The sequence below is a fragment of the Nocardiopsis sp. KDC1DS13DA1 genome (assembly GCF_055632325.1).
On record NZ_JBVMUY010000009.1, the window covers coordinates 127,978 to 145,831 of the forward strand.

The following is a 17,854-nucleotide window of genomic DNA, read 5'->3' on the forward strand; positions in this document are numbered from 1 at the left end:
ACACGCCTTTCAGGTGCTGGAGGGGGTGCGGGGGAGGGATCCGTCGGTCCACAGGCCGAGGAGGTCGTGCATCTGGTCGATGACGTGGGCGGGCCGCCGCTCGGGCGGGCCGGTGAGCGCGGCGTCGATCCGGTCGTCGTCGGCCGACCCGCCGCGCACGACCACCGCCGTGCCGACCCCGGCCGCGTGCGCCGCCGCGGTGTCGCGCCAGGGCTTGTCCCCGACGAACCAGCAGTCGGCCGGGTCCGCTCCGAGGGCGGTGGCGGCGGCGCGGACGGTCGCGGGGTCGGGTTTGCGGCGGCCGAGTTCGTCGGAGTAGACGTGGGCGCCGACGAGGTGGGTGAACCCGAAGCGGTCGAGCTCCTCACGCGCGGCCCGGCCGCACACGGTGTTGGAGACGATCGCGACCGGGATCGCGCGGTCGGCGCAGAACTCCAGGACCTCGCGGACGCCTCGGCGCGGGACCGCGTGGCTCTTGGACCGCGCGTACTCCAGGGTGAGCTGGGCCGACTCGGCCAGGAGCAGGGACCGGGCGTGCTCGGGCAGGTCCCGCCCGACCAGGTCGTGCCAGAACTCCCGCGGGGTGATCTCGGGGATCGGCCCCGCGTCCGGGTGCCCGGCCTTCCAGGTGCGGTAGCGGTCACGGCCCTCGCGGACGAGGGTGTCGACGGCGTCGGGGGTGGTGGCGTACCCGGCCCGGTCGAGCCGCTCGGCGACGCTCTCGGTGAAGGAGCGCCAGGCGCCCGGGGCCGGTGTGGACAGGACGACGACGCCGCCCTGGTCGAGCAGGAGGGCGCCGGGGGCACACCCCTCGGAGGAAGGCCCGCGGGCGGGCTCCGGAGAGGGGCCGCCGGACGCCGGACGACTGTTCCGGAGGGGGGACACCAGGCCCTCGGGGGTGTCCAGGACGGCGTCGGCCCGGTCCCGGACGGGGTAGGGCGGTGTGTCGGTGTGGTGGTGCCGGGTGAGGACCACCGCGCCCGTGCCCGCGCGCCGCCCGGCGACCACGTCCCGGTCCTGTGTGTCGCCGACGTACCAGCAGCGCTCGGGGACCGTGCCGAGCGCCCGGGCGGCGAGGCCGATCATCTCCGGATGGGGTTTGCGGATGCCGACCTCGTCGGAGTAGACCTGCACGCCGAAGTACTCCTCGAGCCCGGCCTCGCGCACGAGGCCCCGGTGGGAGCGGCCGGAGTGGGCGTTGGAGACCATGCCGACGCGCACTCCGAGGTCGCGGGCGACGGTGAGGAGGTCCCGCACGCCCGGCCGCACCCGGTGTTCGGACATCAGCGGGGACATGGCGGCCAGGAGCCCCGCGGCGTCGCCCGCCAGAACCTCCCGTGCCCGTGCGTCCAGGTCGGAGGCGAGGAAGTCGGTCCAGATCGTGCGGTGGTCGAGTTCGGCGGGGGTGCGACGCCGTCCGGCGGCGTTCTTCCAGTCCCTGAGCGCGGCGAGCCCGGCGTCCAGGGAGTCGCGCAGCCGCCCGACCGCCACGTCGTGTCCGGCGCGGGTCAGGACACCGTGCAGGTGGCGGGCGACGTCGGCGCGGCCGTCGGGCCGCTTGCGGGTCTGGAAGACCACACCGCCGAAGTCGAGGAGGAGCGCGTCCGGGCGTCGGCGCAGGGGCGGGGGAGGGTGGTCCACGAGCGTCTCCTGTGGGGGTCGGGGCCGTGTTCACCGGCAACCGTAGGTACGCGCCACCGACACCGCGGATCCTGTGGATGACTCTGCGGGAAACGACCCTGGAACGTTCCAGATCCGAGTGGGAGTTCCGCCCGGGACACGACACAATGGCGGGGTGACGACCACAGACGGAGACGGGCGGCCCCGGCGCGGAGGACGCCCCACGATCGTGGACGTCGCCGCGGCCGCGGGGGTGTCCAAGTCACTGGTGTCCCTGGCACTGCGCGGGGACCCCGGGGTGAGCGCCGCGACCGGCGCCCGCATCCTGGCGACCGCGGAACGGCTCGGGTACCGGTCCAACGCCCTCGCCCGGGGACTGGTGCAGGGACGCACGATGATCCTCGGGGTGCTCCTCACCGACCTGGCGAACCCGTACCACACCGAGGTCGTGGCCGGGGTGGAGGAGGCCGCCGAGGCCAGGGGCCTCACCGTCCTGCTGGCGCACGGACGGCGCGACCGGGCACGGCTGACGCACCAGCTCGACGCCCTGTTGCAGCTGAACGTGGACGGTGTGGTCGTGGTGAGCTCCTGGGTCGAGCCGAACGCGCTGGCCGCCGCAGCGCGCCGCGCCCCGGTCGTGATGGTGGGGCGCCCGGACCGTTTCACCCCGGGTGTGGACACCGTCGCCAACGACGACCGCGCGGGGGCCCGGGCGGCCGTCCGGCACCTGGCCGAACTCGGACACGAGCGGATCGCCCATCTGTCGGGCTCCCGTCGCCCGGCCTCACGCGCCCGCAGGACGGGATACCGGGAGGCCATGCTCTCCCTCGGAGCGGAGAGTCACGTGGCCGTCCAGGAGATCGGCGACGACCCGAGCGGGCGGGAACGCGCGGCGGAGGCGCTGCTGTCCTCCCGCCCGACGGGGGTGTTCGCCGTCAACGACCCGGCGGCACTCGCGATCCTGGACCGGGCCCACGCGGAGGGGATCGCCGTCCCGGAGGAGCTGTCGGTCGTGGGGTACGACAACACCGCCCTCGCCGAGACCGTGCGTCCCCGCCTGACCAGCGTGGACCAGCCGCGCCTGGTGATGGGGGGACTGGCGGTGGAGATGGTGGCGGAGCGCCTGTCCGGGCGGGGTGAGGACCGTCACGAGGTCCTGTCCCCGAGCCTCGTGGTCCGCGCCTCGACCGCTCCTGTCCGCGGATCCTGACCCGAACCCGCGGGGCGAAGCACCGCATCGGGGGTCCGGGGTTCGCCCCCCCGGGCGGGAACGACGAAACGACCCGGCCAGCGCGGTCACGCGCGAGCAGGGTCGTCTCGGATTCGGGTGGAGCTATGGGGATTCGAACCCCAGACCTCCTCCATGCCATGGAGGCGCGCTACCAACTGCGCCATAGCCCCTGGTGTGCCGGGCGGTTTCCCCGCTCGGCGTTGACAACACTCTACCGGAGCCCGGGAGTGGGTCGTGCCATCGCGCTCCACCGAGGGCCGGAGGGACCCGCGGTCGGGGCCGAATACCCTGGAATGGTGCCCGAATCAAAGCTTGAAATCCAGATGCTCCACGACCGCCTGCTGGTGAGGGCGGTCCCGGACAAGAGCGAGCGGCGTAGCAGCGCCGGTCTGGTCATCCCGGACACGGTGAAGCTGGCGACGAGGCTCGCCTGGGGCGAGGTCTGCGGCGCCGGAACGGGCGCCCGCCACGTCAAGACCGGCGATCGCGTGCTGTTCGACCCCGAGGACCAGGGCGAGGTCGAACTGAACGGCGAGCGCTACGTCATCCTGCGCGAACGCGACGTCCACGCCGTCGCCAACGAGTCCCCCGAGCGGGGAACCGGCCTCTATCTCTGATCGGTCGTCCCGCCGCGCCCTCCCGCGCGGCGGACGCCGTCGCCCCTCTCACGTCCGCCGCTGCGCGGACACCGCCTTCACCAGGGACAGCAGGCACATGTTGAGCGCCTCGAAGGCGGGGACCCTGGCGACCCGGACGTAGGTCTCCCCGGCGTACAGACCCGACCACAGCAACTGCTGCGCCCACAGCGGCGTGATCCTGGGGTCGATGGTGCCGTCCTCGTGCCCCCGTTCGACGAGTGCGTAGAGGGCCAGGTCCGCGGGCCCGTCGCACTCCTCCTCCGGGTTCCGCTGCGCGGCGTCCTGGTCCCCGAAGGCGGCCATGACGGCCTTGCGCACCCCGAAGTACTCGGCGACCAGGCGGGAGAAGGCCTCGATGGCGGTGCCCTCGGTGGTACGCGCCCGTTCGGTGGCCTCGTTCACGAGCTCCTCCACATACTCCCCCAGGGCGCAGACAAGGTCCGAGCGCTCGGGGAAGTAGCGCTGCAGCGTGCTCCGCGCCACCCCGGCCGTTCCGGCCACCTCCGACAGCGGTGCCGCGGAGTTCTCCTCCAGGACCTCGACCGCCGCTTTGAGGATCGCCCGGCGGGTGCGCGCGCGTGTCCTCGTCTCATCCATCGCAGAAGCCCGGTTCGCCATGCCCTCCATCCTAGACCGACAGGTCATCAGTTGACGATAATGGGTCACGTGTGACCTAATTCAGGGCATGACTGATCAATCATCGGACACCTGTGCCCGTTCATCCCCACCCGAGAGCGAACCTCGGTTCGCCCAGTTACGCGTGCTGTGGTCGTTCCTGCGTCCGCACCGGGGCCGCCTTCTCCTCGGCCTGGTCCTGGCGCTCCTCGGTTCGGCCCTGGAACTGGCCAACCCGATGGTGATCAAGCTGGTCCTGGACACCGCCACGGAGGGGGGCGGGCTCGTCGCGCCCGTCGTCCTCCTGCTCGGGCTGTTCGCGGTGGGGGCGACCCTGGGGCTGTGGCACTGGATCCTGCTGGGCACGATGGCCGAGCGGATCGTCCTGGACGCCCGGACCTCGATCGTCCGGCGCTACTTCCGCGCCGCGATCCAGTCGCTGAACAGGCGGCCGCTCGGCGAGCTGGTCACCCGTGTCACCTCCGACACCGTGCTCCTCAACAAGGCGGTCGGGCACAGCGTGGTCAGCCTGGTCAACGGCACGGTCCTGCTGGTCGGCACGCTCGTCATGATGGCGCTGCTCGACCTGGTCCTGCTGGGTACCGCGGTCGTCGCGGTGGTCGTCGTGGCGGCGCTCTTCACGACCCTGATGCCCGCGATCGCCCGGTACGAGGAGCGCGCGCAGGCCTCGCTCGGGTCCATGGGCGGTGTCCTGGAGGGCGCCCTGCGCGCCATGCGCACGGTCAAGGTCAGCCGGGCGGAGGAACGGCTCGGCGGCCGGGTCCTGCGCGACGCCCGGGAGTCGGCGGAGCACAGCGTCCGCGCCGTGCGACACCGGGCCGTCGCCATGACGATCGCCTTCAGCGGCGTGCAGCTCGCCATCATCGCCATCCTCGGGCTGGGCGCCGTGCGCTCCGCCACCGGGGCGATCGAGGTCTCCACCCTGGTCGCCTTCCTGCTCTACGCGTTCACCCTGATGGGCCCGGTCTCGGAGCTCTCCCAGAGCGTGACGGACCTCCAGTCGGGGATCGCCGCCGCACGACGGATCCGCGAGGTGGCGAGGATCCCGCTCGAACCGGAGGCGGACCCCGGTGGGGCGGGCACGGTGGCGGACGCCCCCTCCCCGGGCTCCGGAGAGGCCCTGCTGGAGCTGCGCGGGGTCACCGCGCGGTACGCGCCCGGAACGGGCGCGGCCCTCGACTCGGTGGACCTCACCGTGCCCAGGCGCGGGCACACCGCGATCGTCGGCCCCTCGGGGGCGGGCAAGACCACCGTGTTCTCGCTGCTCCTGCGCTTCCTGGAACCGGAGGACGGCCGGATCCTGCTGGACGGCCTCCCCTACCGGGACCTGACCCCGGCCCGGGTCCGCGAGCGCTTCGCGTACGTGGAGCAGGACACGCCGGCGGTGCCCGGAACCCTGCGCGAGAACCTGGTGTTCGGCCGCCCCGACGCGGACGAGGAGGACATCCGCCGGGTCCTGCGTGAGGTGCGGCTCACGGACCGGGTGGACGCGCTCGGGAAGGGACTGGACACCCCGCTCGAGGCGACCTCGTTCTCCGGGGGCGAGCGCCAGCGGGTCGCGCTCGCCCGCGCCCTCCTGTGCTCGGCGGACGTGCTGCTGCTCGACGAGGCGACATCCCAGGTGGACGCGATCACCGAGGCCGCCGTCACCGAGACCGTGCGCCGCCACGCCGAGCGGGCCGCGGTGGTGACCATCGCGCACCGCCTGTCCACGGTGATCGGCGCCGACCGCATCATCGTCCTGGAGGGGGGCCGGGTGCGCGCGCAGGGCACCCACCGGGACCTGCTGGATCGGGACTCGCTGTACCGGGAGCTGGTGGCGGCGCTGCACATCGCCGATGCTCGCGGGAACGGCGCCGCCGCGGACGCGCCAAGGCCGACGGTGCCCATGTGAGCCCCCGGACGGCCCGCTCCGGCGCACCCGGGGGAGCTTGCGCCCTTGTGCCCGGGGCGGCCGTCCTCATATTCTATTGATCAATAGAATATGAGATTAAGGAGTCACCGTGTCCGACCAGCACACGCCGCACGTCGTGCCAGGCACCCCCGCGGACTACTGGACCTGCCGCACGTGCGGGGCGGCCTTCGCCCCCTCGCCCGAGGCACCGAGCACCTGCCCGATCTGCGAGGACGACCGCCAGTACGTTCCACCGACCGGCCACCGGTTCGCCACCCGCGCCGAACTGGCCGCCGAGGGGTACCGGGTCGTGACGCGCCCGATCCAGGAACGCGTCACCGGCCTGGGGGTCGAACCGGGCATCGGTGTGGGACACCGGAGCGTCCTCGTGGGTACCGACGCGGGGAACCTGCTGTGGGACCCGCCGGTCTTCCTCGACGAGGAGGCCGTGGCCGAGGTGGCGCGACTGGGCGGGATCGCCGTCGTGGCCTCCAGCCATCCGCACATGTACGGCGCGGCCGTGGAGTGGGCCCGGCTGTTCGACGCCGAGATCGCCCTTCCCGAGGCGGACGAGCCGTGGCTCCAGTGGCCGAGCGGTCGGGTGAGGCGGTGGAGCGGGTCGCTGAGCCCGCTGCCCGGCGTGACCGTCGTCCAGACCGGCGGACACTTCCCCGGCAGCGCGGTCCTGCACCTGGCCGGCGGCGGAGGGACGCTCTTCACGGGGGACACCGTCATGGTCACCCCCGGCCGCGACCACGTGACCTTCCTCTACAGCGCGCCGAACCGTCTCCCGCTGCCCGAGCGGCTCGTGCGCCGCGTCGTCGACGCCGTGCGCGACCTGGAGTTCGACACCATCCACGGCGGCTGGTGGGACCTGAGCGTAGGGGGGAACGCCAGGGAGGTCCTCCTGCGCGACGCCGACCGGTACGTCTCCTACCTTCGGGGCGACCTGCCCGAGTATGACTAGGGGTATGACCGAGTTTCCCGAGGCCCCCGTCTACGAGCACCTCGCCCGCGTGGGCAAGGCGTTGTCCTCCCCGGTCCGCCTGCGGCTGCTCGACCTGCTGGACCAGGGCGAGTGCACCGTCGAGGAGCTGGCACAGCGGGGCGGGCTGCCCCTGAAGAACACGTCGGCCCACCTCCAGCAGCTACGCGCCGCGGGCCTGGTCACGAGCCGGAGGGAGGGGACCCGGGTGCACTACTCGCTCCGGGACCCCGACGTCTCCGGGTTCCTGGGGCGCTTCCAGGACTTCGCCGAACAGCGGATGGGGGACCTCCGGGCGGAGGTCGAGCGGTACCTGGGCGAGGAGGGCGGCTCGGGCGCCGTCACCGCCGGGGAACTGGCGGAGATGGTCGAGCGCGGGGAGGCGCTCGTGGTGGACCTGCGGTCGGTGCGGGAGTACGCGCAGGGGCACCTGCCGGGCGCGGTCTCGATCCCGTCCCGGGAACTGGAGGCCCGCATGGCCGAGCTGCCCTGGGACACCACGGTCGTGGCCTACTGCCAGGGACCGTACTGCGTGGTCTCGCCCCGCGCCGTCCGCGCCGTCAACGCCACCGGCCGCCGAGCCCGCAGTCTGCGCGGCGGGTACGTGCGCTGGAAGCGCGAGCGCGGAACGGGGTGACGCCGGACGGGGCCGCCCGCCCACAGGCGGCACAGGGAACCCCCGTGTCGCCGGGGGCGGGCGCGCGCCTGCCCACAGGCGCGGATCGGAGGTTACTCGTCGTCCCAGTCGGCCATCTGCTGCTCCGCCTCCCCGCTGCTGGCGGGGTCGGAACCGTTCTGGAGAGGATCGTCTCGGGGGTCGTCCTTCGCGGGCTCCATGGCCCCACTTCCCTTCCCGCCACGTCCTCCGCGGCGTGACGGTGGTCATACCCGAAGACGGGCGGACCACTCCCTCGGCCCCGGGAGGGCCGGGGCAGGAGCCGACTCGCCCGTGCGGCCCCTCCCCCGGTTCCCACACGGATGGACGCCCCCGCGCCCCGCCGGCTCCGGGCCGCCGTCAGCCGGCCTCCTCCTTCGGGGACCAGTCGAGGACGAGACCGAGCAGACCGGGGAAGCGCTCGTTGAGCTCCTCGTAGCGAACGCGGTTGCGGCGCTGGAGGCCGTACTGGCGCTGGCGGAGGACACCCGCCTCGCGCAGCGTCTTGAAGTGGTGGCTGACGGTGGACTTGGGCCGGTCGATACCGAACCAGCCGCAGGGCATGTCGTAGGAGTCCGAGTCGAGCAGCAACCGCCGCACGATGGACAGCCGCAGGGGGTCGGAGAGGGCCGCCATCACCCGCTCCAGCCTGATGTCGTCGGCCGCGGGCTCCGGGAGCGGCCCCGGGAGCGCCTCGGGCCCCGCGGTCGGCGAACTGTACGTGGGCGCGATGTCGAGCATGCCACCACCCTATCCCAGTACGAGAAATGTCGAACTTGCTCTAAGTTCGAGTATAGTCGAACAACTTCGACAAATATCGAACAAGGATGGTGTCCATGACCGACGATCCGAAGCGGATGGGGTGGTCGCTGGCGGCGGCGAGCTCGGTGGCGGCGGTGTTCGTGCTGTCCAACGCGCCGACACCGCTGTACGTGCGGTGGCAGGCCGAGTGGGGCTTGGGCTCGGGCACGATGACGGTGGTGTTCGCCGCCTACATGGCCGGGCTGGTCGGCGCGCTCGTGACCGGGGGCAGGCTCGCGGACCGCTACGGCCGCAGGGCCGTGCTCGTCCCCGGAGTGGCCGTCGCCGCCGTCGCGTGCGTCCTGTTCCTGTCCGCGGACAACGTCTACTGGCTGCTGGCCGCGCGCCTGCTGACCGGCGTCTCCTCCGGTGCCGCGATCACCGCGGGGATGGCGGCGACGGTGGACCTGGCTCCCGGGCACCGCCGCCGCACGGGGTCGCTGCTCGCCTCGACCTCCGTGGTCCTCGGCGTCGGCCTCGGGGTGCTGTTCTCCGGTGCGCTCGCCCAGGCGAGCCACACGCCGGAGACACACGTGTTCGGTGCCGTCCTCGCGCTCGAACTGGCGGCCCTGGCGGTCGCCTCGCTCCTTCCGCTCCGACGGCCCTCCCATGGCCGTGCGCCGTCGCGGCTCTGGTCGTGGCCGTCCGTGCCGACGGAGAACCGCCGCGACCTCGCCCTGGGGATCGCCACGTTCGCACCCGGCATCACGGCGGGCTCGTTCTTCCTCTCCCTCGGCCCCGTGGTCCTGGCCGACGGCCTGGGTCGGGGCGGCGCGCTGGTGGCCGGCGCGACGGCGTGTGCGATGTTCTTCACCTCGACCGGGGTCCAGTTCGCCCTCGCCGCCCTGAGCACCCGGACGCACCTGGCCCTGAGTTCGGTCGCCGCCGTCGCCTCGATGGCCGTGCTCGCGGTGGGCCTGGGCTGGCGCTCCCCCGTCCTGTTCGGCGCCGCCGCGCTCCTCGCCGGGGCCGCCCAGGGACTCGGCCAACTCGCCGGGCTCACCCTCATCGCCACCAACGTCCCCGTACCGCGCCGGGCGGAGGCCAACGCCGCGCTCAGCATCGCGGGCTACGTGCCAGCCGCGGTCCTGCCCGTGGGAACCGGATTCCTCGTCGACGCCACCGGGCTGGAGGTCGGGGGTCTGACCTTCGCCGCCGTCCTGGCGGTGGTCGCCCTGACCGCACTGGCCGCCGTCCGCCGCGCCACCCGCCCCGCTCCGGCGCTCGACAGCCGAAGGTCGCCTGACAGGACGGGCATGCGCTGAAAGCGGGGAGCACACCGCGAGGCGCGGCTGCCGCGGGCCGAACGGCGCACCGCGGACCCGGGAACGGACCGCGGGAGAAAACGACGGGACGACCCGGCGGGCGCGTGACCGCGCTCGCCGGGTCGTCCCGGAGTCGGGTGGAGCTATGGGGATTCGAACCCCAGACCTCCTCCATGCCATGGAGGCGCGCTACCAACTGCGCCATAGCCCCTGGTGGGAGTCGGGCGGTTGTGTCCCGCCGACTCCCAGAACTCTAGCGGAATCCGACGCGAACGTCGAAACGGATTCCCGGTCAGGCGTCGTCGCTGAGCACGACGGGCTCAGGAAGGCTCGCGGCGTTGTGCTCCATGAGCCGCCATCGGTCCCGCCTGCGCCGGAGAACCGACCAGCAGCAGTTGCTGAGCGGGCCGAGCACCTCCCGCTGTTCGTCGGGGATCCCCAGCATCCTGGAGATCCCCGCCCGAACGGCGGCGCCGTGGCTGACCACGACCAGCAGCCCCCCGGGCGGCGTCCGTTCCAGCGCGCGGTCCACCGCCGCCGTCATCCGGTCCCCGACGTCGGCGATGTCCTCGCCGTCGGGGATGTCCATCACGGCGTGCTGGGCGGGCCAGCGCGCGGACAGCTCCGCTCCGGTCAGCCCCTCCCAGGAACCGCCGAAGCGCTCGCGCAGCCCCTTGTCGTACTCGACCGCGACCCCGGACGCACGGCTGAGGTACCCGGCGGTGTCGGCCGCCCGCCGCAGGTCGGAGGCGACGATGACGTCGGGCTCCAGCGTGGCGAGCAGGCGGCCGGCCCGTTCGGCCTGGGCGTGTCCGAGCCGGTCGAGTTCGATGTCGGTCTGTCCCTGGAAGCGGTTCTCGACGTTCCAGGCCGTGCGCCCGTGCCGCCAGAACAGGACACGGGGGGTGGGGTCGCTCACGTGGTCGCGTCTTCCTCGTTCGGCGGCTACTGCTCGTCCAGCGGGGTGCGCCCGGCTCCGCGCGCGTTCTCGGGAAGGCTGATCTCGGGGCAGTCCTTCCACAGGCGTTCGAGGCCGTAGTACCCGCGCTCCTCCTCGTGCTGGATGTGCACGACGATGTCCGCGTAGTCCAGCAGCACCCAACGGCCGTCCCGCTCGCCCTCGCGCCGCACCGGCTTGGCCCCGGCCTTGAGGCGGAGCTGGTCCTCGACCTCGTCGACGATCGCGCGGACCTGGCGGTCGTTGGGCGCCGAGCACAGCACGAAGGCGTCGGTGATGGCGAGCTGGTCGCTGACGTCGTAGGCGATGATCTCCTGCGCGAGCTTGTCGGAGGCGGCCTCTGCGGCGACCCTGACCAGCTCCAGCGCCCTGTCGGTGGCTGTCACGTTGTGCTTGCTGCCTTTCAGCTCTCTCGGTAGAGCCCGGTCTTGTTGATGTAGCGGACGATGCCGTCGGGGACCAGGTACCAGATGGGTTCGCCCTTGCGGACCCGCTCCCGGCACTCGGTCGAGGAGATGGCCAACGCGGGGACCTCCACCAGCGAGACCTTGCCCTCGGGCAGCCCGGAGTCACTGAGGTGGTGTCCGGGACGGTTACAGCCTACGAAATGCGCGAGCTCGAAGAGTTCGTCGACGTTGTGCCAGCTCAGAATGGCCCCGAGCGCGTCGGCTCCCGTGATGAAGTAGAGCTCGACGTCGGGGCCGTAGGAGGCCCGCATCTCGCGCAGGGTGTCCAGGGTGTAGGTGGGCCCGGAGCGGTCGATCTCGATGCGGTCGACCCGGAACTGCGGGTTCTCCGCGGTGGCGATCACCGTCATGAGGTAGCGGTCCTCGGAGGGGGTGACGGTCTCGGGGTCCTTCTGCCAGGGCTGGCCCGTGGGGACGAACACGACCTCGTCGAGATCGAAGAGGTGGGCCACCTCACTGGCGGCGACGAGGTGCCCGTGGTGGATGGGATCGAAGGTGCCGCCCATGATGCCGACCTTGGTCGGGGTGGCTCCGGCCCGGGTGGTCGCGCCGGTCGCTTCGTTGGCCACTGTGCGCTCCGTTTCGCCGTGGTCGTGTCGTTGCCGGGATCGGCCAACCGAGATTAGCCGACCGTGCGTACCACCGACGGCGCTTGCTCCCGATATGTCCCTGGAACTGGGTCAACGAGCGGCGGAGCGGGTTCCTTCCCCACCGTTCCCGAAGGATCGGCGAATCACGTCATATCTCGATTGCCCGAAACCGTGGCCAACCGCCATCGCGACGCATAGCATGCCGGTATGGCGAACTCACCAGACCGCGTACGTGTCCGGCTCTCCGAGATCTCACCCCGTGCCTACGAGCACCCGGCCGACCGGGGCGCCCTGGTCGCGCTGCGCTCGCTGCGCGGGTTCGACGAGGTGTTCAAGCGTATGTCCGGGCTCTTCAACGAGCGGGCGCTGCGCCTGATGTTCCTGTCCAGCGCGGTGCGCGTGGGCCCCACCCAGTTCCCCCACCTGTACGACTACGTGCGCGACGCCGCCTACGTCCTGGACCTGGACGAGGTCCCCGAGCTCTACGTCCAGATGAACCCCAAGCCCAACGCGATGGCGATCGGCAGCCAGAAGCCGTTCATCGTCATGACCACGGGCCTGTTCGACCTGCTCGACGCCGAGGAGCAGCGGTTCGTCATCGGCCACGAGGTCGGCCACATCCTCAGCGGCCACGCCGTCTACCGCACCATGCTGCTGGCCCTGATCCAGCTCGCCGCCCGCGTGGCCTGGATCCCGCTGGGCTACATCGGCCTGCGCGCCATCGTGGCCGCCCTGGAGGAGTGGTACCGCAAGTCCGAGCTGTCCTGCGACCGCGCGGGCGTCCTGGCCTGCCAGGACCCCGAGGCGGGCAAGCGCGCCCTGATGAAGCTGGCGGGCGGCTCCACCCTGGTGGAGATGAACCCCGACGCCTTCCTGGAGCAGGCCCGCGAGTACGAGCGCGGCGGCGACGCGCGCGACAGCCTCCTCAAGCTGCTCAGCCTCAGCGGCCAGACCCACCCGTTCGCGGTGGTCCGCATGGCCGAACTGCACCGTTGGCTGGAGGGCGGCTCCTACCAGCGCATCCTGGGCGGCGACTACCCGCGCCGGGCCTCGGACCGCGACGCCAGCGTCGGTCAGGAGGCGCGCAACGCCGCCAACCACTACAAGGAGTCGTGGGAGCGCTCGGAGGACCCGCTCCTGGGCACCCTGCGCGACGTCGCCGGAAGCGCGGCCAGCGCGGGCGGGAAGATCTTCGACACCGTCGCCGACCGCTGGCGGGGCGGGTCCGCGCAGAAGTCCTAGCGGTCCCGGGCGATCCACTCGCGGACCGCGCCCCAGGCCGGGTGCGCGGGGTCGATGACCGCGAAGTGGTCGGCGCCGGCCACCTCCCGGTAGTCCACCGCGTCCCCGGCCGCGCGGGCCGCCGCCACGTAGTCGCGGCTGTGCTGCACCGGCACGCGGTCGTCCGCGTCACCGTGCACGACCAGGTGGGGCACCCCGGCCGGGACCCGGTGGCGGGGCGAGGCGGCCGCGTACAGCTCCGGACCGGGGTCGGGCCCCAGGAACGGTGCGACCGCGCCCTCGCCCAGCCCGGCGTCCGCGCAGCGCCCCAGGTCGGTGATCGGGGCGAGCGCCACCACCGAGGTGACGAACGACCCGGCGGCGGTGAGCAGGGCCAGGTGTCCGCCCGCCGAGTGGCCCACCATCACCACGCGGGAGGCGTCCACCGCGCCGCCCTCCCGGTCCGCGGTCTCCGCGAGCAGGTCCAGCGCGCGGGCGACGTCGTCCCGGGTGTGCGGCCACCCTCCCCCGTCGGCTCCGGTGCGCCGGTACTCCACGTTCCACACGTCCCACCCGGCGGCGCTCAGGTCCTCGGCCAGCGGGTCCATCAGACCGGCGTCGTGCCGGTCGCGCCACCACCCGCCGTGCAGCAGCACCGCGACGGGCGCGGGCCGCCCGGCCCCGGCCGCGGGCGCCCACCGGTGGACGGTCTGGCTGGGGTGGTCACCGTAGTTCAGGGGCGTCGGCACGGGCCTCTCCCTCGTCTCGGGCGGGTGTCATCGGTCGGGGCGCCAGCGCCGGTGGCGGGTGGCGTCGGCTCCCGGGGAACGTAGCAGTTCGAGCCGGGGCCGGGGACCGTCGGTACGGCCCGTGGGCGGTTTCCGGCTGCCCGCGCGGAAGGGGGCCGGCCAGGTCGCGCCGGGGCCCTCGTACCCCTGGTCGGCCGCCGCGTGCAGCGTCCAGTGCGGGTCGTACAGGTGGGGCCGCCCCAGCGCGCACAGGTCGGCGCGACCGGCCAGCAGGGTGGAGTTGACGTCGTCGTGGGAGGAGATCGCCCCCACCGCGATGACCGGGACTCCGGTCTCGCGACGGATCCGTTCGGCGAAGGGCACCTGGTAGCTGCGGCCGTGCGCGGGCCGCTCGTCGGGGGTGACCTGGCCGGTGGAGACGTCGATGGCGTCGGCTCCGGCGGCGGTCAGCGCGCGGGCGACCTCCACCGCGTCGGCGGCGGTGGTGCCGCCCTCCACCCAGTCGGTGGCGGAGATCCGCACGGTGAGGGGTTTGTGGTCGGGCCACGCGGCCCGGACCGCGGTGAGCACCTCCAGGGGGTAGCGCAGGCGGGCGGTCAGATCGCCGCCGTAGCCGTCGGCGCGTCGGTTGGTGACCGGGGACAGGAAGCCGGACAGCAGGTATCCGTGGGCGCAGTGCAGCTCCAGCAGGTCGAACCCGGCCCGGTCGGCGGCGCGCGCGGCCGCGGCGAACTCGTCGCGGATCGCGGCCATGGCGGCGTGGTCGAGTTCGCGCGGGACCTGGTTGACGCCCTCCCGGTAGGGGATCGGGGACGGAGCGACGACCGGCCAGTTGCCCTCCGCGAGCGGTTCGTCCATCCCCTCCCACATGGGGCGGGTGGAGCCCTTGCGTCCGGAGTGACCGAGCTGGACGCCGATGCGCGCCCCCGTGCGGGCGTGCACGAAGTCGGTGACGCGGCGCCAGGCGGTCTCGTGTTCGGGCCGGTACAGCCCGGTGCAGCCGGGGGTGATGCGCCCCTCGGCGGACACGCACACCATCTCCGTCATGACCAGCCCGGCCCCGCCGAGGGCCTTGCCGCCGAGGTGGACCAGGTGGAAGTCCTGCGGGGTGCCGTCCACCGCCGAGTACATGTCCATCGCCGAGACCACGACCCGGTTGGGCAGCTCCAGTCCGCCCAGGCGGAAGGGGTGGAACATGGGCGGGCGGGGCCGCCCGGGGTCGGCGCCGACGCGTTCGGCGAACCACGCGTCCACTCCGGCGACGAACTCGGGGTCGCGCAGGCGCAGGTTGTCGTAGGTGACGCGGCGGCTACGGGTGAGCAGGTCGAACGCGAACTGGACGGGCTCCTGCCCGACGTGGCGGCCGATGCCCTCGAACCACTCCATGCTGGCCTGGGCCGCACGCTGGACGCTGGCCACGACGGGCCGGCGCTCGGCCTCGTAGGCGGCCAGGGCGGCCGGGACGGTGGGGTTCTCGTGCAGGCAGGCGGCCAGGGCCAGGGCGTCCTCCATGGCGAGCTTGGTGCCCGACCCGATGGAGAAGTGCGCGGTGTGCGCGGCGTCGCCGAGGAGGACGACGTTGCCGTCGTGCCAGGTGCGGTTGCGCACGGTAGTGAACCGCTGCCAGCGGGAGTTGTTGGGCAGGAGGCGGTGGCCGTCCAGGACGTCGGCGAAGAGTGCCGAGCAGCGGGCGATGCTCTCGGTGTCGCTGTGCCCCGGCCGGGGGGCGCAGCGTTGGGCGGTGTCGGCGAAGCCGGCCGCCCGCCACACGTCCTCGTGCGTCTCCACCAGGAACGTGCTGGCGTCGGCGGAGTAGGGGTAGCAGTGCAGCTGCATGACGCCGTGGGGCGTCTCCAGGACGTGGAACCGGAAGGCGTCGAAGACCCGGTCGGTGCCCAGCCACATGAACCGGTTGCGGCCGTGTTCCAGGGTGGTACCGAAGGCCTCGGCACGGGCGGCGCGGGTGCGGCTGTGCGCCCCGTCCGCGGCCACCACCAGGTCGTGGGTGGCGGCCAGCTCGTCGGCGGGCGGGGCGTGGGTTCCGGTCAGCACGCGCACGCCGAGCTCGGCGCAGCGTGCGCGCAGGATCCGCAGGAGGGCTTGGCGCCCGATCGCGGAGAACCCGTGGCCGCCCGAGGTGACGACGGTGCCCCGGTGGTGGACGTCGATGTCGTCCCAGCGGGCGGACTCGGCGGTCAGGGCCGCGTACACCTCGGGGTCGGCGTGTTCGATCCCGCCGAGGGTCTCGTCGGAGAGCACCACCCCGAAGCCGTAGGTGGCGTCGGCCGGGTCGCGTTCGTACACGGTGACCTCGTGGCCGCCGTCGAGCCGCTTGACCAGTGCCGCGAAGTAGAGTCCGCCGGGGCCCGCCCCGACACACGCGACGCGCATGTGGTCCGCCTTCCTGTCGGTGGTCACGTTCGCCCTGTCCGGGGCGGCTGGGGCGGGTGCCTGCCAGGCCCTGTCCTCCGGAACGGTCGTCGGAGGCACGGCGGAGGACCCGGGGAAGACCGCCTAGCGGAGCCGGAACCGCTGGAGCTTGCCGGTGGCGGTCCGGGGCAGCACCGGGAGGAACTCCACCGAGCGCGGGGCCTTGTACGGGGAGATGCGCGAGCGCACGTGCTCCCGGAGCCGTTCGGCCCGGGCCCCGTCGGGGGTGAGGCCGTCGCGCAGCACGACGTAGGCCCGCACGACCTGGCCCCGTTCGGGGTCCGGCACGCCCACGACCGCCGTCTCCTCCACGTCCGGAGAGGTCAGCAGGGCCTCCTCGACCTCGGCCGGGGCCACGTTGTATCCGGCGGTGACGATCATGTCGTCGCTGCGCGCCCGGTACCACAGGTAGCCGTCCGCGTCGCGCACGTAGGTGTCGCCGGTGAGGTTCCAGCCGTCTCGGACGTAGTCGCGCTGGCGGTCGTCGTCGAGGTAGCGGCAGCCGACCGGGCCGCGCACGGCCAGGTGTCCGGGCCGCCCGTCGGGCACGGGTCGGCCGTCGTCGTCGAGCACGGCCGCCTCGAACCCGGGAACCGGCCTCCCGGTGGAGCCGGGGCGCATGTGCTCGTCGGTGGAGGAGACGAAGATGTGCAGCATCTCGGTGGCACCGATCCCGTCGAGCATCCGCAGGCCGGTGGCCTCGTGCCAGGCGTGCCAGGTGGCGGCGGGCAGGTGCTCTCCGGCCGAGACACAGCGCCGCAGGCGCGACAGGTCGTGGCCGTCGAGCCGCCCGAGCATGGCGCGGTAGGCGGTGGGGGCGGTGAACAGGACGCTCACACCGTGCTCGGCGGCGGCGGAGAGCAGGGCCTCGGGCCGGGGCCGCTCCAGCAGAACCGAGGAGGCGCCCGCGCGCAGGGGGAAGACCAGCAGGCCGCCGAGGCCGAAGGTGAACCCGAACGGCGGGCTGCCGGTGAACACGTCGTCCGGGGTGGGCCGGAGCACGTGCGCGGAGTAGGTGTCGGCGATGGCGAGGACGTCGCGGTGGAAGTGGACGCACCCCTTGGGCGTGCCGGTGGTCCCGGAGGTGTAGGCGATCATGCACGCGTCGTCGGCGGCCACGCGCACCGGGGCGAACCCGGCCGGCCGGGCGGCGGCGAGGGCGGTCAGGTCGTCGGGGCCCGCTCCGCCGTAGGCGACCACCCGCGGTGTGGACTCCATCCCGGCGGCCGCGGCGGCCAGGTCGTCGAGGAAGCGGGAGTCGCACAGGGCGTGGGTCACGCGGGCGGAGCGCATGACCGCGGCGAGCTCGTCGGCGCGCAGGACCGGCAGGACGGTGACGACCACTCCCCCGGCCCGCAGGACCCCCAACCAGCAGGCGGCCAGCCAGGGGGAGTTGGGGCCGCGCAGCAGGACCCGCTGGCCCGGAACCAGCCCGGTCTCCTCGGCCAGGACGCGCGCGATCCGGTCGGCCCGGTCGCGCAGTGCGCCGTAGGTGAGGGTCTCCTCCTCGCCGACGAGGCAGGGGCGGTCGGCCCCGTGGGCGGCGATGGTGCCGTCCAGGAGCTCCTCCGCGCAGTTGAGCCGGTCGGGGTAGCGCGGCGCGGGCGGATCGAGGACGAGCTCGGGCCACTGGTCGGGCGGTGGGAGGTGGTCGCGGGTGAAGGTGTCGACGTGGCCGGTGGGTGACAGGGTCGGCGGCATGGGGACCTCCGCG

At 73.2% G+C, this 17,854-nt stretch carries 17 protein-coding genes and 2 tRNA genes; 8 read left to right on the forward strand and 11 right to left on the reverse strand.

What is annotated here, in order from left to right; translation table 11 throughout:
• Positions 1-9 precede the first annotated feature (9 nt).
• Positions 10-1,641, reverse strand: a complete 1,632-nt coding sequence (locus ACTVAJ_RS06960; RefSeq protein ID WP_470387234.1) for an HAD family hydrolase — start codon at positions 1,639-1,641, stop codon at positions 10-12.
• 154 nt (positions 1,642-1,795) lie between these two features.
• Here ACTVAJ_RS06960 and ACTVAJ_RS06965 point away from each other — a divergent pair, with 154 nt between their 5' ends.
• Complete coding sequence (locus tag ACTVAJ_RS06965; RefSeq protein ID WP_470387235.1) at positions 1,796-2,830, forward strand: LacI family DNA-binding transcriptional regulator; 1,035 nt, start codon at positions 1,796-1,798, stop codon at positions 2,828-2,830.
• Positions 2,831-2,948: 118 nt separating this feature from the next.
• Here the strand turns inward: ACTVAJ_RS06965 and ACTVAJ_RS06970 are convergent.
• Positions 2,949-3,021, reverse strand: a tRNA-Ala gene (locus tag ACTVAJ_RS06970).
• A gap of 153 nt (positions 3,022-3,174) precedes the next feature.
• Between ACTVAJ_RS06970 and ACTVAJ_RS06975 the strand changes: the two genes are divergently transcribed.
• Positions 3,175-3,468: a GroES family chaperonin gene (locus ACTVAJ_RS06975; RefSeq protein WP_017597826.1), complete on the forward strand. Its 294-nt coding sequence runs from the start codon at positions 3,175-3,177 to the stop codon at positions 3,466-3,468.
• A 48-nt stretch (positions 3,469-3,516) separates the two neighbouring features.
• Here the strand turns inward: ACTVAJ_RS06975 and ACTVAJ_RS06980 are convergent, their stop codons facing one another.
• Positions 3,517-4,086, reverse strand: a complete 570-nt coding sequence (locus ACTVAJ_RS06980; RefSeq protein WP_470387236.1) for a TetR/AcrR family transcriptional regulator — start codon at positions 4,084-4,086, stop codon at positions 3,517-3,519.
• A gap of 163 nt (positions 4,087-4,249) precedes the next feature.
• Here ACTVAJ_RS06980 and ACTVAJ_RS06985 point away from each other — a divergent pair, with 163 nt between their 5' ends.
• The 3 genes from ACTVAJ_RS06985 (at position 4,250) to ACTVAJ_RS06995 (ending at position 7,641) form a co-directional block, all read left to right on the forward strand.
• Positions 4,250-6,019, forward strand: coding sequence for an ABC transporter ATP-binding protein (locus ACTVAJ_RS06985; protein ID WP_470387291.1), 1,770 nt, complete (start codon positions 4,250-4,252; stop codon positions 6,017-6,019).
• A 109-nt stretch (positions 6,020-6,128) separates the two neighbouring features.
• Positions 6,129-6,986, forward strand: a complete 858-nt coding sequence (locus tag ACTVAJ_RS06990; RefSeq protein ID WP_470387237.1) for an MBL fold metallo-hydrolase — start codon at positions 6,129-6,131, stop codon at positions 6,984-6,986.
• Between the two features lie 4 nt (positions 6,987-6,990).
• A complete protein-coding gene (locus tag ACTVAJ_RS06995; protein ID WP_470387238.1) occupies positions 6,991-7,641 on the forward strand; it encodes an ArsR/SmtB family transcription factor in 651 nt (216 codons plus the stop codon).
• 378 nt (positions 7,642-8,019) lie between these two features.
• On the opposite strand, the gene ACTVAJ_RS07000 is transcribed toward ACTVAJ_RS06995, so the two are convergent.
• A complete protein-coding gene (locus ACTVAJ_RS07000) occupies positions 8,020-8,400 on the reverse strand; it encodes an ArsR/SmtB family transcription factor (RefSeq protein WP_470387239.1) in 381 nt (126 codons plus the stop codon).
• Between the two features lie 95 nt (positions 8,401-8,495).
• On the opposite strand from ACTVAJ_RS07000, the gene ACTVAJ_RS07005 reads away from it, so the two are divergent.
• Positions 8,496-9,725, forward strand: a complete 1,230-nt coding sequence (locus tag ACTVAJ_RS07005; protein ID WP_470387240.1) for an MFS transporter — start codon at positions 8,496-8,498, stop codon at positions 9,723-9,725.
• 138 nt (positions 9,726-9,863) lie between these two features.
• Here ACTVAJ_RS07005 and ACTVAJ_RS07010 read toward each other — a convergent pair.
• The 4 genes from ACTVAJ_RS07010 to nadD all read right to left on the reverse strand — a co-directional run bounded on the left by ACTVAJ_RS07010 (position 9,864) and on the right by nadD (position 11,656).
• A tRNA-Ala gene (locus tag ACTVAJ_RS07010) sits at positions 9,864-9,936 on the reverse strand.
• An 81-nt stretch (positions 9,937-10,017) separates the two neighbouring features.
• Positions 10,018-10,644, reverse strand: a complete 627-nt coding sequence (locus ACTVAJ_RS07015) for a histidine phosphatase family protein (protein ID WP_470387241.1) — start codon at positions 10,642-10,644, stop codon at positions 10,018-10,020.
• A 26-nt stretch (positions 10,645-10,670) separates the two neighbouring features.
• The gene (gene rsfS / locus ACTVAJ_RS07020) at positions 10,671-11,069 is read right to left on the reverse strand and encodes a ribosome silencing factor (RefSeq protein WP_470387242.1); all 399 of its coding nucleotides are present in this window, start codon (positions 11,067-11,069) and stop codon (positions 10,671-10,673) included.
• A gap of 17 nt (positions 11,070-11,086) precedes the next feature.
• Positions 11,087-11,656 (reverse strand): nicotinate-nucleotide adenylyltransferase, encoded by a 570-nt coding sequence (gene nadD, locus ACTVAJ_RS07025; protein WP_470387292.1) that lies wholly within the window; start codon positions 11,654-11,656, stop codon positions 11,087-11,089.
• Between the two features lie 291 nt (positions 11,657-11,947).
• Between nadD and ACTVAJ_RS07030 the strand changes: the two genes are divergently transcribed.
• Positions 11,948-12,982 (forward strand): M48 family metallopeptidase, encoded by a 1,035-nt coding sequence (locus ACTVAJ_RS07030; RefSeq protein ID WP_470387243.1) that lies wholly within the window; start codon positions 11,948-11,950, stop codon positions 12,980-12,982.
• On the opposite strand, the gene ACTVAJ_RS07035 is transcribed toward ACTVAJ_RS07030, so the two are convergent.
• Both ACTVAJ_RS07035 and ACTVAJ_RS07040 read right to left on the reverse strand, forming a co-directional pair.
• On the reverse strand, positions 12,979-13,710 hold the full coding sequence (locus tag ACTVAJ_RS07035; RefSeq protein WP_470387244.1) for an alpha/beta hydrolase family protein: 732 nt from the start codon (positions 13,708-13,710) through the stop codon (positions 12,979-12,981). The two genes, ACTVAJ_RS07030 and ACTVAJ_RS07035, sit on opposite strands and share 4 nt — an antisense overlap.
• Before the next feature lie 27 nt (positions 13,711-13,737).
• Positions 13,738-16,101, reverse strand: coding sequence for a bifunctional salicylyl-CoA 5-hydroxylase/oxidoreductase (locus tag ACTVAJ_RS07040; RefSeq protein ID WP_470387245.1), 2,364 nt, complete (start codon positions 16,099-16,101; stop codon positions 13,738-13,740).
• Here ACTVAJ_RS07040 and ACTVAJ_RS07045 point away from each other — a divergent pair.
• A complete protein-coding gene (locus ACTVAJ_RS07045; RefSeq protein ID WP_470387246.1) occupies positions 16,100-16,228 on the forward strand; it encodes a hypothetical protein in 129 nt (42 codons plus the stop codon). The genes ACTVAJ_RS07040 and ACTVAJ_RS07045 overlap by 2 nt on opposite strands.
• Here ACTVAJ_RS07045 and ACTVAJ_RS07050 read toward each other — a convergent pair.
• Entirely contained in the window at positions 16,225-17,841 is a 1,617-nt protein-coding gene (locus ACTVAJ_RS07050; protein WP_470387247.1) for an AMP-binding protein, read from the reverse strand. The two genes, ACTVAJ_RS07045 and ACTVAJ_RS07050, sit on opposite strands and share 4 nt — an antisense overlap.
• Positions 17,842-17,854: the final 13 nt, after the last annotated feature.